Source organism: Cupriavidus sp. 291-E7 (assembly GCF_057798835.1).
Genome location: NZ_JBYOJV010000002.1, coordinates 249,800 through 263,725, shown reverse-complemented (window position 1 = coordinate 263,725; position 13,926 = coordinate 249,800). Strand labels below are relative to the sequence as shown.

General features: G+C 65.2%; 17 protein-coding genes. 14 read left to right on the top strand and 3 right to left on the bottom strand.

Annotation, left to right across the window (positions count from 1 at the left end; translation table 11 throughout):
* Positions 1 to 7 precede the first annotated feature (7 nt).
* From AC3FLX_RS04130 to AC3FLX_RS04085, 10 genes are all read left to right on the top strand, one after another.
* Positions 8 to 463: a type IV pilin protein gene (locus tag AC3FLX_RS04130; RefSeq protein ID WP_488694128.1), complete on the top strand. Its 456-nt coding sequence runs from the start codon at positions 8 to 10 to the stop codon at positions 461 to 463.
* A gap of 5 nt (positions 464 to 468) precedes the next feature.
* Positions 469 to 1,014 carry a GspH/FimT family pseudopilin gene (locus tag AC3FLX_RS04125; protein ID WP_488694126.1) on the top strand — a complete coding sequence of 182 codons (546 nt, stop codon included), beginning with the start codon at positions 469 to 471 and terminating at the stop codon, positions 1,012 to 1,014.
* A 134-nt stretch (positions 1,015 to 1,148) separates the two neighbouring features.
* A complete protein-coding gene (locus AC3FLX_RS04120; protein ID WP_488694124.1) occupies positions 1,149 to 1,565 on the top strand; it encodes a hypothetical protein in 417 nt (138 codons plus the stop codon).
* Positions 1,562 to 2,488, top strand: coding sequence for a PilW family protein (locus AC3FLX_RS04115; RefSeq protein WP_488694122.1), 927 nt, complete (start codon positions 1,562 to 1,564; stop codon positions 2,486 to 2,488). The genes AC3FLX_RS04120 and AC3FLX_RS04115 overlap by 4 nt, the downstream gene beginning before the upstream one ends.
* Positions 2,482 to 3,033, top strand: a complete 552-nt coding sequence (locus AC3FLX_RS04110) for a pilus assembly PilX family protein (RefSeq protein ID WP_488694120.1) — start codon at positions 2,482 to 2,484, stop codon at positions 3,031 to 3,033. Before AC3FLX_RS04115 ends, AC3FLX_RS04110 begins: the two co-directional genes overlap by 7 nt.
* A 57-nt stretch (positions 3,034 to 3,090) precedes the next feature.
* Positions 3,091 to 4,860, top strand: a complete 1,770-nt coding sequence (locus tag AC3FLX_RS04105; protein WP_488694119.1) for a pilus assembly protein — start codon at positions 3,091 to 3,093, stop codon at positions 4,858 to 4,860.
* Positions 4,857 to 5,321, top strand: coding sequence for a prepilin-type N-terminal cleavage/methylation domain-containing protein (locus AC3FLX_RS04100; RefSeq protein WP_488694118.1), 465 nt, complete (start codon positions 4,857 to 4,859; stop codon positions 5,319 to 5,321). The genes AC3FLX_RS04105 and AC3FLX_RS04100 overlap by 4 nt, the downstream gene beginning before the upstream one ends.
* A gap of 7 nt (positions 5,322 to 5,328) precedes the next feature.
* The gene (locus AC3FLX_RS04095) at positions 5,329 to 5,859 is read left to right on the top strand and encodes a GspH/FimT family pseudopilin (RefSeq protein ID WP_488694116.1); all 531 of its coding nucleotides are present in this window, start codon (positions 5,329 to 5,331) and stop codon (positions 5,857 to 5,859) included.
* A gap of 92 nt (positions 5,860 to 5,951) precedes the next feature.
* Complete coding sequence (gene ribD / locus AC3FLX_RS04090; protein ID WP_488694115.1) at positions 5,952 to 7,073, top strand: bifunctional diaminohydroxyphosphoribosylaminopyrimidine deaminase/5-amino-6-(5-phosphoribosylamino)uracil reductase RibD; 1,122 nt, start codon at positions 5,952 to 5,954, stop codon at positions 7,071 to 7,073.
* Between the two features lie 72 nt (positions 7,074 to 7,145).
* Positions 7,146 to 7,772: a riboflavin synthase gene (locus AC3FLX_RS04085; RefSeq protein ID WP_488694113.1), complete on the top strand. Its 627-nt coding sequence runs from the start codon at positions 7,146 to 7,148 to the stop codon at positions 7,770 to 7,772.
* A 70-nt stretch (positions 7,773 to 7,842) separates the two neighbouring features.
* On the opposite strand, the gene AC3FLX_RS04080 is transcribed toward AC3FLX_RS04085, so the two are convergent.
* The 3 genes from AC3FLX_RS04080 to AC3FLX_RS04070 all read right to left on the bottom strand — a co-directional run bounded on the left by AC3FLX_RS04080 (position 7,843) and on the right by AC3FLX_RS04070 (position 10,133).
* Positions 7,843 to 8,697 (bottom strand): alpha/beta hydrolase family protein, encoded by an 855-nt coding sequence (locus AC3FLX_RS04080; RefSeq protein WP_488694112.1) that lies wholly within the window; start codon positions 8,695 to 8,697, stop codon positions 7,843 to 7,845.
* A 99-nt stretch (positions 8,698 to 8,796) separates the two neighbouring features.
* Positions 8,797 to 8,985 carry a YjfB family protein gene (locus AC3FLX_RS04075; protein WP_488694110.1) on the bottom strand — a complete coding sequence of 63 codons (189 nt, stop codon included), beginning with the start codon at positions 8,983 to 8,985 and terminating at the stop codon, positions 8,797 to 8,799.
* A gap of 116 nt (positions 8,986 to 9,101) precedes the next feature.
* Positions 9,102 to 10,133 carry a CaiB/BaiF CoA transferase family protein gene (locus tag AC3FLX_RS04070; protein WP_488694108.1) on the bottom strand — a complete coding sequence of 344 codons (1,032 nt, stop codon included), beginning with the start codon at positions 10,131 to 10,133 and terminating at the stop codon, positions 9,102 to 9,104.
* A 259-nt stretch (positions 10,134 to 10,392) separates the two neighbouring features.
* On the opposite strand from AC3FLX_RS04070, the gene ribBA reads away from it, so the two are divergent.
* From ribBA to AC3FLX_RS04050, 4 genes are all read left to right on the top strand, one after another.
* Positions 10,393 to 11,508 carry a bifunctional 3,4-dihydroxy-2-butanone-4-phosphate synthase/GTP cyclohydrolase II gene (gene ribBA, locus AC3FLX_RS04065; protein ID WP_488694106.1) on the top strand — a complete coding sequence of 372 codons (1,116 nt, stop codon included), beginning with the start codon at positions 10,393 to 10,395 and terminating at the stop codon, positions 11,506 to 11,508.
* Between the two features lie 82 nt (positions 11,509 to 11,590).
* A complete protein-coding gene (gene ribH / locus AC3FLX_RS04060; protein ID WP_488694706.1) occupies positions 11,591 to 12,100 on the top strand; it encodes a 6,7-dimethyl-8-ribityllumazine synthase in 510 nt (169 codons plus the stop codon).
* Positions 12,093 to 12,608: a transcription antitermination factor NusB gene (gene nusB, locus AC3FLX_RS04055; RefSeq protein ID WP_488694704.1), complete on the top strand. Its 516-nt coding sequence runs from the start codon at positions 12,093 to 12,095 to the stop codon at positions 12,606 to 12,608. The genes ribH and nusB overlap by 8 nt, the downstream gene beginning before the upstream one ends.
* Before the next feature lie 120 nt (positions 12,609 to 12,728).
* Positions 12,729 to 13,910, top strand: a complete 1,182-nt coding sequence (locus AC3FLX_RS04050) for a pyridoxal phosphate-dependent aminotransferase (protein WP_488694104.1) — start codon at positions 12,729 to 12,731, stop codon at positions 13,908 to 13,910.
* The last annotated feature ends 16 nt before the right edge of the window (positions 13,911 to 13,926 follow it).

The window sequence follows — 13,926 nt, the reverse complement described above, 5'->3', positions numbered from 1 at the left end:
GGCTGCCATGAATCATTACATTCGACGACGCCAGCACGGCTTCACGCTTGCAGAATTGATGGTGACGGTGACCATCATTGCCATCCTGAGCGCGTTCGCCTACCCGTCTTACCAGGAGTTCATTCTCAAAGGGCGACGTACTGAAGCCAAGTCGGCGTTGATGGGGAACATGCAGTTGCTCGAGCGGCACTACTCGCAAGTCAATACCTACAACACGTCGAATGCTGATACTACGATCTGGGGTGGCTACAAGACTTACTCGGGTGACAATGATTCGGGAAGCAACTACACGATCCGCGCCGTGCGCTGCCCGAACGCCGCTACTGACGGACAATGCATCGAACTGCAAGCGCTGCCGAGACGGGCCGATGCCACGTGCGGGACGCTGGTGCTGAGGACCAATGGCCAGAAGGATAATATGGCCAACGGCAGTACCTATTCGCAGACAGCCAACTGCTGGTGATCGACATGCCGAAATCCCCCCTTCGTCACGCCAGCGGCTTCACATTGCTTGAGCTGATCACCACCCTGGCCGTGGGAATCGTGCTCGTCGGCATTGCCGTACCAAACATGTCCGCATTTATGCGTAGCAACCGCGTCATGACGGCGGCCGACAGCTTCAACTCGGCTGTCACGAAGGCGCGAGCCATTGCCGCGGCCACCAACAGCTACGTCACGGTGGCGCCGATCGGCGGTGACTGGCAAAAAGGATGGCAGGTCTTCAACGAACACGCGTCGCCAAACGGCGAGTTCGACTCGGCCAATGACAATCTGATTGTCGAGTACGAGAAGCTGCCGTCCGACGTGACGATTACCTCGGCCACAACTCCGCAGGATGTCGGCTACATTTCATTCTCGCCCGTAGGCTATTCACAGACGAGCGACAAAAAGCAGATGGCGATGTCCGTGGGGTTCACGATAGGCACCGCGAAACGAGTGGTGGAGATAAGTTTGCTGGGCCGTTCGCGTGTCTGCAATCCCGAAGTAAATGCCTCGACCTGCGCCATGCCCTGAAAGATCCGAAGAGGCGTCAAACGATTCCGATCGCCTCTCGGACACACATTGACGCAACACCGCAACGTCCAGACACGTTTTAACCTCCTTCCCGCCGCTATCGTGGCCATCCGTTCCCATCGAACCGATGAGCCATGTCTCCTGCAGTTTCCCCTTCGCCGTCTTGCCGTCCTGCTCTTGCCCGTGGTGCGCTACGCCGCCGGGCTGAGGGTGACGTCCTCATTGAAGCACTGATCTGCATCGCCATCGTCGGACTGGGCGCCTTGCCACTGGCAATGCTCGGCAGTGCCTGGCTGCGTTGGGGCGGGCAGCACGAGCGATTGAACGCCACGCTGTTGCTTGCCACGGAACAAGCCGAGGCCGGCCAGGATCACTGGGCACTGATCAGCGGCGATGGCGCGCGCGTCGCGCTGTGCGATGCCGTGCCTGTCGATCAGGGCTGCGTTCCGGGTCAACGCATCGCATTGGCCAGCCTGCCGCCTTTGCCATCCTCCGGGTCAGTCGCAGGGGCCATGCCCGTCGCACACATCGCGCTGTGGATGCAGCCATGACAAGACACTGTCGAAACCGGGGCTTCACGCTGGCCGGCATGATGGTCGGCGTCACGCTGGGGATGATCGCCACGTTTGCCGCGCTGGCCAGTCTCCAGGTCATGCGCAACGCCTATGCCAGCGTCGTTGACAGCGTGCTGATCGAGGAACGAGGGCAACGCGCGCTCGCCATACTGTCCCACGCGATACGGCAAGCTGGATGGATTCCGGGCATTGTCGCGCTGGCGCCTGCGCATCCGACGCCAGCTCCGCCCGTCGAAGGCCGTGACGATTGCGCGCAGCCACGGTTCCACACGCAAATGCAATGCACACGCGCCGGCGTGAACGGCAGCGATGCATTGATGACTCGCGTTTCGGGCAGCGGCGTCGCTGACGATCCAACCTTGCCGGATGGCACGATGGGCGACTGTGGCGGATACGCGCTGCCAGGCCGCGCGATACGGGTGGGCGACGATCCTCTGCCCTACCATGCGTCGGCCAATTTCTTTTATATCGGCACGGCCAGTGATGGTGTGCCGCAACTGCTGTGTCGCTATCCCAGTCGGCAGGGAAGCCGGGTCCAGCCGGATAGCCATACCGCCGGCACGTTGGTGCGCGGGGTAGAGACGATGCAGTTGCGCTATGGCGTGGACACAGACGACGACGGCAAGGTCGACCGCTTCGTGCCTGCAAGCGCCTGGAACATACAGGGCGCGGCCGGCTGGCATCGCGTGCGTGCCGTGCAAATAGCGCTGGTGGTGCGTGGAGATCGCCCGACAGTATCGCCAGCCGCCACGCAGCCACTCAAGCTATTTCCATCCGACGATACGGAGGCCGCCAGCGACACCTTCCAGCCGACCAAAAATCTGCGGCAGCGCCGCCGCGTGTTCGCCACCACCGTCCGTTTGCGCAACCCATCCCCATGCCGGGAGGCCATATGCTGAGGCCGCGCCAATGCACCGGCGCCGCGCTACTCGCCTTCATCGCGGTGCTCGCACTGTTGATGGGTGGAATCGGCGTAGCCGCGACGCATTTTCTGCTGTCGGGAAGACAACTAGTCAGCCAGCCGCTGGACCGCGAGATCGCCTTCCGCGCAGCCGAGGCGGCACTGCACGATGCCGAGGCGGATCTGCTCGCCGCCATCGCCACGGATAGCCCTAGGCTTACCGCATGGCCGGCGCCGGGCACATGCGCCGAAGCGGCGCAACGCGGTATCTGTATGGCAGACGGTGATCGCAGCGCATGGCGGGCATGGCTCGATGGCGCGACGGCTACCGACCTCGGCGTTGCACTAGGCACGTTCACCGGTGCGGCACTTCCCTTGCTGTCAGCCAGCACCATCGGCGCCACGGTGCTGCCCCGCTATCTGATCGAAATCCTCGACGAGACACCGGCGCCTGACATGTGGCCGCGCATGCGCATCGTGGCGCTCGGCATCGGCCGCGACGCCGACGTTCGGGTGCTGCTACAGACGGAGTTCCAGCCATGAGCCTAGAATTTTGTCAGCCGCTGGCTGCTGGGCATCGCGCTGTGGGTAATTGCGCTGGTGAATGCATCGGCCACGCCAGGCCAATTGCCACTGGGGTATCGAATCTCGGCCGGCGGATATCCGTGGACGGGGCAACTCCATGCGCTTGCGTTCCGGACAGCGGCCTTGTCGGCGCCGGCCGCGCTGACACAATGGAGTGCGGGCGATCAGCTCGACAGGCAGGACATTCATGCGCGGCGTCTTTACCTTGGAGGCGACCGTCTCGAACCGCTGCGCTGGGACGCCATCGACAACGACGCACGGGCCGAACTTGACGACGTCGAACCAACCGGCCTTGGCCAGGCGCGATTGGCTTGGCTACGCGGGGACCTTCGGGACCGGACACTCAGGCCGCGCGATACACGCCTGGGAAATGCCACCGGTGCGCGCGTGCATGTGGTGCCACCTCCTGCATGGCAGCCGATGCAGCCGGGTCATGCGGATTTTCGGCAGCGCCATATCAGGCGATCGACCACGGTCTGGCTCGGCACGCGCGACGGACTGCTGCATGGCTTCGATGCCGTCGGCGGTCAAGAACGCGTGGCTTACCTGCCACGTGCGATGCTGCGGGCCGCCGCCTCGCTCACCGCATCGGCTGGTACCGTGCCCGCTGCACCATGCCCGCACCCACTCAGCGTCGATGCCGATCCGTCCGGCACATGGCGCACGCTGCTGCTCTGCGGCATACCGGCACGCGACACGCCGACGTTCCGTCAGACCGGCGCGGTGTTCGCGCTGGACATCACCACGCCCGACGAGGCAACACCAATCGGCCTGCTTTGGGAAGTCACCGCCAGCAACGCGCTGCGGCTGTCGGGAAGCGGGCCGATCGATGCGGCCATGTGGATCGAGCGCGGCGTGCGCCGTTGGGCTGCGGTGGCCATCGTCTCGCCCGATCCCGCGTCCGGCCAACGCGCATCACTGGTATTGCTGCCGCTTGATCGACCTCCCCAAAGCTGGGGTGCCTCGACACCAGTCCAACGCATCCAACTACCCGAATCGGGTTGCGATGCGCCAACAACATCCACACAACTGATGGCGGCAACCGTCGGGAGAGCAGCCAGCGGCGTCGCGCGCGCGGCCTACGCCACGGACAGGGAAGGCAGGCTGTGGCGATTCGCACTCGACCACTTGTCCACCGGTGCCATCGCCACGCCTGCAACGTGCATGCATCGCCAGCGTCGCGTTTCAGGGGAGAGCACCGAGGCGCCGGTCGTGGTGCAAACGGGCCACGGGCCGCTTGTCGTCTTTGGCACCGGCAACGAATTGAGCGCGATACCGGATCGTGCGCGTCCGCTCGGCACACCGGTCCGCATCGAGTCGCTGCCCAAGGGCGACGGCGTCGTGCTCCGCATGGAACGGGGCGAAGCCGACGCAGCGGCAAATGGCTGGACGCTGACGCTGCCCCATACCGGCGAGCGCATCGAAAGACTCTACAGCGCCAGTCCCGCCCATCTCGGCTTTACAACCGTAGACGCCCAAGGACGACAGCGCAGCTATCTTGTCGATGCGGCCCGGGGCGAATCAGCAATCGAGTCCGATGCCAATGGCACGCCCACGCACGCAATTACCGGACTGCCGTGGGAAGGCAGCACCGGCACGCCGGTCGGGGTGACATCGACGATAGCCAGCGGCGGACCTACGACACCAGGGACACTGCTGCGCGATACGTTCGAACTTGGGCTCTGGGACGTACAGGGCGACACGGCCAAGCCGTTGCAGCAGGTGCGCTGGCAGCAGCGCCGCGGACGGCTGGGCTGGCGTGAACTGGTGAGGTCGCCACAATGATTGCGCGTGCTCCGCAGCCCCTCTTGCGCCGTATTGGCTTCAGCCTGTTGGAACTGCTGGTCGTGCTGATCATCGGAGCCATATTGACGATGCTGGCCGTGCCAGCCTGGCAGCGCCACGCCGAACGCGGCTGGCGGATGCAGGCGCGCGCCGAGCTGGTGTCCGCCATGCTCGCGCTTGAACGTCATGCGCTGGTCACGCTCTCATTCGCCGCAACGCCTGGCGCAAAGGAGCCGGCCGGTGAATGGCCGAGACCGGTACCGCCGCCACCGGCCCGTGCACACCACTGGCTGACGGCTACCAGTTGCGAAGGCATCGATCTGTCCCGCTGCGTGGAAGTGCGGGCAGCCCCGGTGCGACACGACACCCGATGCGGCACGCTTGCGTTGCGCAGCACCGGCGAGTGGCTCTCTCTGCCCGTGCCGGACGGCGACGCCATTCCGCTTCCGCCGGAGTGCTGACATGCCCATGCCACCCAAACGACCTTCGCAACATGGCCTGACGCTGACCGAACTACTGGTCTGCCTGACGGTATCGGCGTTGCTGGCCGTGGTCACCTGGCCCACGATCGGCGCGATCCTTGCCGAATATCATGCTGGCCAGGCCTCGGACCGGCTTGCCGCATCGCTGGCGCTCGCGCGCACCACCGCGTCCGCCCGGCGCGCGGAAGTGCGGCTTGGCCCGATCGACGGCACCAACACCCTGAACCGAGGCTGGCAACTGACCGTCATGAGCGGCGGCTCCGACGACACGGCACCGCCTTTTCTGGTCGTCCCGCTACAAGAGCGCTGCCTGAGCATCGTGTTGCGCGCGCCGGGCGGCGTTGCATCCCGGCAAAGCCTGCGTTTGACAGCTGTGGGATACTCACGGTCTGAGCGTGGCGGCTTTCTTGCAGCCACATTCCAGGTGCGCTGTCACAACGCGCAGCGCCAGGTCCGGCTGGGCGCGCAGGGGCGCATCCGGATCTGCCGGCCGGGCGCCGATGCCGATTGCGACTGACGATGCGGCAGGCCCTGTCCGACACCCCGCTTTCCCGCTTACCGGACGCACGTTTGACCGGACGTACTCTTTCAGGCCCGACTCGCCATACCATGTTCTCCGATTCCGACCACACCGCAATGGAGCAGGCCCTCGCACTCGCCGCGCGGGGCATGTTCACCACCACGCCAAACCCGCGCGTCGGTTGTGTCCTGATGAAGGACGGACAGGTCATTGGTCAGGGCTACACACAGCCGGCCGGCCAGGATCATGCGGAGATCCAGGCCATGAAGGATGCCATTGCAAACGGGCACGATCCCGCTGGCGCCACGGCCTATGTCACGCTGGAGCCATGCAGTCATTTCGGCCGAACCCCGCCGTGCGCCGACGCGCTGGTACGTGCCCGCATCGCGCGCGTGGTGGCCGCGATGGAAGATCCGAATCCGAGCGTGTCGGGCCGGGGCCTGCAGCGGCTACGTGACGCCGGCATCGACGTGCGTTGCGGCCTGCTCGAAAAAGAAGCGCGTGACCTCAACATCGGCTTTATCTCGCGCATGACACGCGGCTTGCCCTGGGTGCGCGTCAAGGTGGCCGCGTCGCTCGATGGAGGCACGGCCTTGCACGATGGCACGAGCCAGTGGATTACCGGCCAGGCCGCACGCGACGATGGCCACGCCTGGCGCGCCCGTGCATGCGCCATCCTGACCGGCATCGGCACGGTCCGTGACGACAACCCTGCGCTGACCGTACGCGCCGTCGCCACCCCGCGCCAGCCGCAGCGCGTACTGGTGGATTCGAGGCTCGAAGTATCGCTGGACGCGCAGATCCTGCATCGGGATACGGGTGACTTCGCCAAACCGGTGCTGGTGTTCTGCGCCGTCGAGGACAAGGCCCGCCAACGCGCACTGGAAGATCGCGGCGCGGAAGTCGTGGTCCTGCCCAACCGCCACGGCAAGGTGGAGCTGCGCCGCATGCTCGAAGCGCTGGGCCAGCGTGGCATCAATGAACTGCATGTGGAAGCTGGCTACAAGCTCAATGGATCGCTGATCCGCGAGGGCTGTGCCGATGAATTGCTGGTCTATATGGCGCCGCGCCTGCTGGGCGATGCTCAGGGCATGTTCAACCTGCCGCCGCTGGCGAAACTGGAGGACGCAGTGCCGTTCCGCTGGCACGAGGTGCGGCAGATCGGAGACGACCTGCGTCTTATTGCGCGCCGGGCCGACAGCAAGGACTGAGCACGGGGCCGGGACTCGAATCCGGACTCGACACGAACCAACGCATTTATACGCATTCAGATAGAGGCAAGCATGTTTACAGGCATTGTGGCGGCAGTGGGCCGCATCGAAACCATTTCTTCGCTCGGCGACACAAACGCCGGTGTGCGCCTGCGCGTGGCTGCCGGTGACCTGGATCTGTCCGACGTCGGCATTGGAGACAGCATCGCTATCCAGGGTGCCTGCATGACCGTGGTGACGCTGGAAGCCGGCCACTTCGACGTGGACGTCTCGCGCGAATCGCTGGACAAGACCGTCGGCCTGGACCAGCCTGGCCGCGTCAACCTGGAAAAGGCCCTGCGACTGGCTGACCGCCTGGGCGGCCACCTGGTCTCCGGCCATGTCGATGGTCTTGGCGAAGTGGTTCGCTTTGCGCCGGTTGGCGAGTCGCACGAGCTGCGCATTCGCGCCCCGCGCGAGCTGGGCCGCTACCTGGCATACAAGGGTTCGGTGGTCGTCAACGGCGTGTCGCTGACCGTGAACACCGTCAGCGACGAAGCCGATGGCTGCGTATTCTCGATCAACCTGATTCCGCACACGGTGGAAGTGACCACGCTCAACGAACTGGCCGCCGGCAAGCGCGTGAATCTGGAGATCGACCTGATCGCGCGGTACGTGGAACGGATGCTGTCGGCATCCAGCGACGCTACGGCACGCTAAGCGCGTCGCACCCTAAGCCCCATCGCATTTGCGGTGGGGCTTAGGCCATCGCCTGCTTCGGCGGCGCGAATCACTCGTCGCCCTTCGCCCCGACGGTCTCCGTGACCTTGCGCGTGGCAATCCATTCGCCGATGGCCAGCATGACGGGCCGCTCGCGGCCCACGAAGCCGTGCTGCGAGAACGCCTCGCACGGTTCGCCACGCACGCCCTTCGCACCTTCCACCGTGATCAGCGGAATGTTGCCTCGGCGCGCGGCAATACTGCGATATTGCGTAAGCGGACACGGATCGTCGTGATGATGGACGAACAGTTGGTCCACTCGCGCGGCCGACCAATCGAATTCCCACATCGCCAGTCCGTGCACCGGACCCCGGCCCCGGCCAGCGCGGGGATCGGTGAAGGTTGAGGAGTGGATCGCGCCATCGATCCGGCCATCGAGCTTGCGCGCCAGGAATGCGCTCGACACCGTGCCATAGCTCGTACCGATCAGATAGATTCTGGCGACGCCCTGGTCGGCCTTGAGCTTGTCGATGACCGCACCGATATCGGCGGCATGCTGGTCCGACGTACGGTAGCTGTCATCACAGTTCGTCCAGCGATCCTTGGGGCAATCGACCAGGACTGTCATGACGCTGTCGCTCACCAGATGCCGGCGTGCGCGGACCAGGAAGTTGCCACGCAACTGGTACTCGGGCGCACCGCCGGCTTGCTGCTCGACTCTCAGTACGCCGGGATATCCGGGAAACAGCAACACGGCAGTGGTGGGTTTCGACCCCGGCTTCTTGCTGACCACAAGATTGAGTTCCGTGCCACGCGGCAAGCTGACCGTGGTGACGCCTTCCTCCAGCGCGACCTCCTGCGCGGAAGCCGCCAGGCCCAGACAGAGCCCGACAATCGCCAGGGCAATTCGTGCGAATCGCGGCATGGTATCCCCTCCTCTTGTTTTCCCGTCGGCCAATACAAGGCAAACGGCCTCCGGAGAGAATACCGGAGGCCGTTTGCGCCGGGAAACGCTTTCCCCGGCTTACACCTTGATATCGATGTTGTTACCGAGGTGCGGCGGGTTGCTGCCGCTCGAAACGGCCGGAGCCGCCTCGAGCAACTGGGCCACGCCTTGCGCCTGCAGATTCAGCGTCTTGCGCAGCATCAGCAGTGCTACCGGGTCGCTGCCAGCATCGGCCACGCCCAGCGAACTGACGAGTGAAGTCACCATATGGTTTGCCTGACAAGTTGATGAAGAATGCGGCCCCACGGCAGGTACTTCAATGCCATGTCTCCGCATCCATGTTGTCGGCAGCCACTGGCAAGAGCTTGAGCCGGCACTTCGGCTCAGGCATCGGCCGCGGAGAACCTCGGAGCCCCCGTGACGTCGAGTGTGCCGTCTTCACGTTCGACAAACAGGCCGCGCGCCACGTTGTGCGGATGATTGGCGGCTTCGGCAATGCTGAGCACCGGCGCATAGCAGACGTCGGTGCCACCCAGCAGCTTGTCCCAGTGTGCGCGCGGCTGGCCAAGGAACAAGTCCGTGAACCGTTGCTTCAAGGCTGGCCACGTTGCATGGTCGTACTGGCTGCCGGGATCGACGTCTTGCAGGCCAAGCTTTTCCAGTAGCAGCGCGTAGAACTGCGGCTCCAGTGCGCCAATCGTGATGAAACCGCCGTCAGCACAGGCATAGACGTCGTAAAACGGTGACTGATGGAACGGACTCGGTTCGTCCCCATCGAGCTGGCCGTTGTTCCGCACCCATAGCGCGATGCTGCCGAGCATGGCCACCATGTCGACGATCGCGCCATCCACCACGCGCCCGCGACCCGTGGCGCGGGCGTCGAGCATCGCGCAGACCATGCCAAATGCCAGACCCAGGGCGCCGCCGGCATCGCCCAGCACCGTAGGCGGCGTGATTGGCGCCTGCCCAGGCCGCGCCGAGAGCGACAGCATGCCTGTCAGCGCCACATAGTTGAGATCGTGGCCGGCCGTCTGCGCGAGCGGCCCGGTCTGACCCCAGCCGGTCATGCGGCCGTAGACCAGCCTCGGATTGTGCGCGGCGCATTCGGCCGGCCCCAGCCTCAGCCGCTCCATCACACCCGGCCGGTTACCCTCGATCAGGCCGTCGGCCGCGCCAACCAGGCGAACCGCCTCGGCCAGGTCGTCGGGCTGCTTGAGGTCCAGCATCACGATCCGCTTGCCGCGCCGCAGCGGGCTCGGCTTTTCCCCGCCCAGCTGCTCGGCCACCGCCCCCCGCTGGCGCCGGGCGACGACGGTCACCTCCGCGCCCATGTCGGCCAGCATCCGGCCGGCAAGCGGCCCCGGGCCGAGGCCTTCGAACTCGATGATGCGAATACCCTGCAGTGGTGGCTTCATGCGATGTCTCCCAGCTTTCCCGGCGGACGGCCGTGCGATCCTGACGATATGCCCCTTCATACACTTTCACGCAACCCGGACCAACCCGATCCCCGGGATGGGCGCATCGGCCAGCCCCCGGAACGGGGCGCCCAGGGACGGCTTGGCGTACAATAGCGGCCTTGATTTCGCCGGTATCGCGGCATCCGCCCCGGCCCTGCCCTGCCCGCCTGATTGCTCGCATCCGCACCCCGCCCGCCACTGAACGCCGTTCCAAGCCATGACTATCGCCCGTACTGAAGACATCATTGCCGACATTCGCGCCGGCCGCATGGTCATCCTCGTTGACGAGGAAGATCGCGAGAACGAAGGCGACCTGGTCCTGGCGGCCGACTTCGTGACGCCGGAGGCCATCAATTTCATGGCCAAGTACGGTCGTGGCCTGATCTGCCTGACGCTGACGGCGGAACGCTGCCGCCAGCTGGAGCTGTATCCGATGGTGTCGCGCAACGGCACCGTGCACGGCACGAACTTCACGGTGTCGATCGAGGCCGCCGAGGGCGTGACCACCGGCATCTCGGCCGCTGACCGCTCGCGCACCGTGCAGGCCGCCGTGGCCAAGGATGCCAAGGCGACGGACCTCGTGCAGCCCGGCCATATCTTCCCGCTGACGGCGCAGCCCGGCGGCGTGCTGATCCGCGCCGGCCATACGGAAGCGGGCTGCGACCTGGGCGCGCTGGCCGGCCTGACCCCGGCGGCGGTGATCTGCGAAATCATGAAGGATGACGGCACGATGGCGCGTCTGCCGGACCTGATCGAATTCGCCCGCGAGCACGACCTCAAGATTGGCACCATCGCCGACCTGATCCACTATCGCAGCCGCACCGAAAGCATCATCGAGCGGATGGGCGAGCGCGACATGCAGACGCCGTGGGGCAAGTTCCGCAGCGTGATGTACCGCGACAAGGCATCGGGCCGCGCCCACCTGGCCTTCGTCAAGGGACAGCCGCATCCGGAGAGGGAAACGCTGGTGCGCGTCCACGAGCCGCTGTCGGTGCTGGACCTGCTGGAAGCCAGCCGCACCACGCACTCCTGGAGCCTGCCGGCCGCGCTGGAAGTGCTGCACGGCGCCGAGCACGGCGTGATGGTGCTGCTGAACTGCGGCGATGCTCCCGAGCAGCTGTTCGAACAGTTTGCCGCGCTGGACACGCCGCAGGACCGCCCGCGCCGCAAGCCGGACCTGCGCACCTACGGGGTGGGCGCCCAGATCCTGCGCGATGTGGGCGTGGGCAAGATGCGCGTGCTGGGCTCGCCGGGCAAGATGCCGAGCATGACCGGTTACGATCTGGAAATCGTCGGCTGCCAGCCCATGCAAGGCGAGCCGAGCTGCGATTGAACGAAGCACCCGCCTGCCGTACGGAATTACGTGACATCGGCCGATTCCGCCGATGTCTGACCGAAACAATGGAGAACTGACAATGGATCACGGCTTCTACGAGAGCAACCTCGACGGTGAAGGCCTGCGCATTGGTATTGTGCAAGCCCGTTTCAACGAGCCCGTCTGCGACGAACTGCGCGAAGCCTGCACGGCCGAGCTGGAAAAGCTGGGCGTCGAAGGCGAAGACACGCTGCTGGTCACCGTGCCTGGTGCACTCGAAGTGCCTCTGGCCCTGCAGAAGATGGCCGAAAGCGGCCAGTTCGACGCGCTGATCGCGCTGGGCGCCGTGGTGCGCGGCGAGACCTACCACTTCGAGCTGGTCTCGAACGAATCGGGCGCCGGCATCACGCGCGTGGGCCTGGATTTCAATGTGCCGATCGCCAACGGCATCCTGACCGTCGACACCGACGCGCAGGCCCATGCCCGCACCCGCGAGAAGGGCCGCGACTGCGCCCGTACCGCCGTGGAAATGGCCAACCTCGTGGTAGCGCTGGATTCGCTGCGCGAGCACGATGGCGAAGATGAAGAAGACGAGGAAGATGATGAGTAATACTCCCGACAACGGCGACGCGAACGACGTTAGCGGCAAGCCGGCCGGCGCGAAGCAACGCACCGAACCCAAAGCGCCGCCCAAAAGCGCCCGCCGCCGCTCCCGGGAACTGGCCCTGCAGGGCCTGTACCAGTGGCTGCTGAATCGCAACGATATCGGTGCGATCCAGGCCCACCTGCATGACGCGCAAGGCTTCAACAAGGCCGACCGTGAACATTTCGACGCGCTGCTGGGTGGCGCCGTGCGCGAGGAATCGCGCCTGACCGCCGCGTTCGAGCCGTTCCTGGACCGTACCGTCGACGAACTGTCGCCCGTGGAGCGCGCAGCGCTGCTGGTCGGCAGCTATGAGCTGGTGCATTGCCTGGACATTCCGTACAAGGTCGTGATCAACGAAGCCGTGGAACTGACCAAGACCTTCGGCGGCGTGGAAGGCTACAAGTACGTGAATGGCGTGCTCGACAAGCTGGCCGCCCAGGTACGCGCTGCCGAGGTGGCGGCCCGCCGCTGAACGTTAGCCTTGATATTTATTGCGTTCCGACCGATGGCATCCCATGATGCCTTATGGCCGGCATGACACCCGCCCTGGCGGGTGTTTTTGTTTGAACCGCTGTTCTTTCAACCCTTTGTCATGGACCTTCAGCGCATCGCCACCGCATCCCGACTTGCCAATATCGAAGCCTTCCACGTCATGGAACTGGCCAAGCAGGCCGCGGACCTGGAACGTGCCGGCCGGCATATCATCCACATGGGTATCGGGGAGCCTGATTTCACGGCTGCGGCACCGGTCATCCACGCGGCCGAAGTCGCCATGCGGCGCGGCGTCACGCAATACACGGGCGCCCTGGGCATCCACGCGCTGCGCGAGGCGATTGCCGGCTACTACAAGACCGCGTACGGGCTCGATATTCCCGAGCGCCGCGTGATCGTCACGGCCGGCGCCTCCGGCGCGCTGCTGCTAGCCTGCGCGGTGCTGGTGGAAATCGGCGCCGAAGTGCTGATGCCGGACCCGAGCTATCCCTGCAACCGGCATTTCGTTGCGGCCTTCGACGGCCACGCCAAGATGATCCCGAGCGGCCCGGCCGAGCGCTTCCAGCTGACGGCCGCCCAGGTGGCCGCCAATTGGGGGGAGAAGACGCGCGGCGTGCTGCTTGCCTCGCCGTCGAATCCGACTGGCACGTCGATCCTGCCGGATGAACTGAAGGCGATCCTGGCCGAGGTGCGCGAGCGCCGCGGCTTTGCCATCCTCGACGAGATCTACCAGGGACTGTCGTACGACGCCCCGCCCGTGTCGGCGCTGGCGCTCGACGACAACGTGATCACCGTCAACAGTTTCTCAAAGTACTTCAACATGACCGGCTGGCGGCTAGGCTGGCTCGTGGTGCCCGACGCGCTGGTGCCAGCGTTCGAGAAGGTGGCGCAGAACCTGTTCATCTGCGCGTCGGCCGTGGCCCAACATGCGGCCGTGGCATGCTTCTCGCCCGAGGCACTGGCCATTTACGACGAGCGCAAGGCCGAATTCCACCGTCGCCGCGATGCGATCCTGCCCGCGCTCGAAGCGCTGGGGCTGCGCGTGCCCGTCAAACCCGATGGCGCGTTCTATGTCTATGCCGATTGCCGCCACGTGAACCACCCGGCCGCGGGCGACGCCGACAAACTGACACAGGCCATCCTGCACGATGCCGGCGTGGTGATGGTGCCGGGCACGGACTTCGGCCCGCATACGGCGCGCGATTACATTCGCATCTCGTACGCGACGTCGATGGCCAACATCGAGGAAGCAATGGACCGCATGCACCATTTCCTGCGCTGACACCTGACGCCCGATA

What these genes read in the sequence shown, in the direction of transcription:
- AC3FLX_RS04130 (WP_488694128.1), top strand. Translation starts at nt 8, where the DNA reads ATGAATCATTACATTCGACGACGCCAGCACGGCTTCACGCTTGCAGAA.
- AC3FLX_RS04125 (WP_488694126.1), top strand. Translation starts at nt 469, where the DNA reads ATGCCGAAATCCCCCCTTCGTCACGCCAGCGGCTTCACATTGCTTGAG.
- AC3FLX_RS04120 (WP_488694124.1), top strand. Translation starts at nt 1,149, where the DNA reads ATGTCTCCTGCAGTTTCCCCTTCGCCGTCTTGCCGTCCTGCTCTTGCC.
- AC3FLX_RS04115 (WP_488694122.1), top strand. Translation starts at nt 1,562, where the DNA reads ATGACAAGACACTGTCGAAACCGGGGCTTCACGCTGGCCGGCATGATG.
- AC3FLX_RS04110 (WP_488694120.1), top strand. Translation starts at nt 2,482, where the DNA reads ATGCTGAGGCCGCGCCAATGCACCGGCGCCGCGCTACTCGCCTTCATC.
- AC3FLX_RS04100 (WP_488694118.1), top strand. Translation starts at nt 4,857, where the DNA reads ATGATTGCGCGTGCTCCGCAGCCCCTCTTGCGCCGTATTGGCTTCAGC.
- AC3FLX_RS04095 (WP_488694116.1), top strand. Translation starts at nt 5,329, where the DNA reads ATGCCACCCAAACGACCTTCGCAACATGGCCTGACGCTGACCGAACTA.
- ribD (WP_488694115.1), top strand. Translation starts at nt 5,952, where the DNA reads ATGTTCTCCGATTCCGACCACACCGCAATGGAGCAGGCCCTCGCACTC.
- AC3FLX_RS04085 (WP_488694113.1), top strand. Translation starts at nt 7,146, where the DNA reads ATGTTTACAGGCATTGTGGCGGCAGTGGGCCGCATCGAAACCATTTCT.
- AC3FLX_RS04080 (WP_488694112.1), bottom strand. Translation starts at nt 8,697, where the DNA reads ATGCCGCGATTCGCACGAATTGCCCTGGCGATTGTCGGGCTCTGTCTG.
- AC3FLX_RS04075 (WP_488694110.1), bottom strand. Translation starts at nt 8,985, where the DNA reads ATGGTGACTTCACTCGTCAGTTCGCTGGGCGTGGCCGATGCTGGCAGC.
- AC3FLX_RS04070 (WP_488694108.1), bottom strand. Translation starts at nt 10,133, where the DNA reads ATGAAGCCACCACTGCAGGGTATTCGCATCATCGAGTTCGAAGGCCTC.
- ribBA (WP_488694106.1), top strand. Translation starts at nt 10,393, where the DNA reads ATGACTATCGCCCGTACTGAAGACATCATTGCCGACATTCGCGCCGGC.
- ribH (WP_488694706.1), top strand. Translation starts at nt 11,591, where the DNA reads ATGGATCACGGCTTCTACGAGAGCAACCTCGACGGTGAAGGCCTGCGC.
- nusB (WP_488694704.1), top strand. Translation starts at nt 12,093, where the DNA reads ATGAGTAATACTCCCGACAACGGCGACGCGAACGACGTTAGCGGCAAG.
- AC3FLX_RS04050 (WP_488694104.1), top strand. Translation starts at nt 12,729, where the DNA reads ATGGACCTTCAGCGCATCGCCACCGCATCCCGACTTGCCAATATCGAA.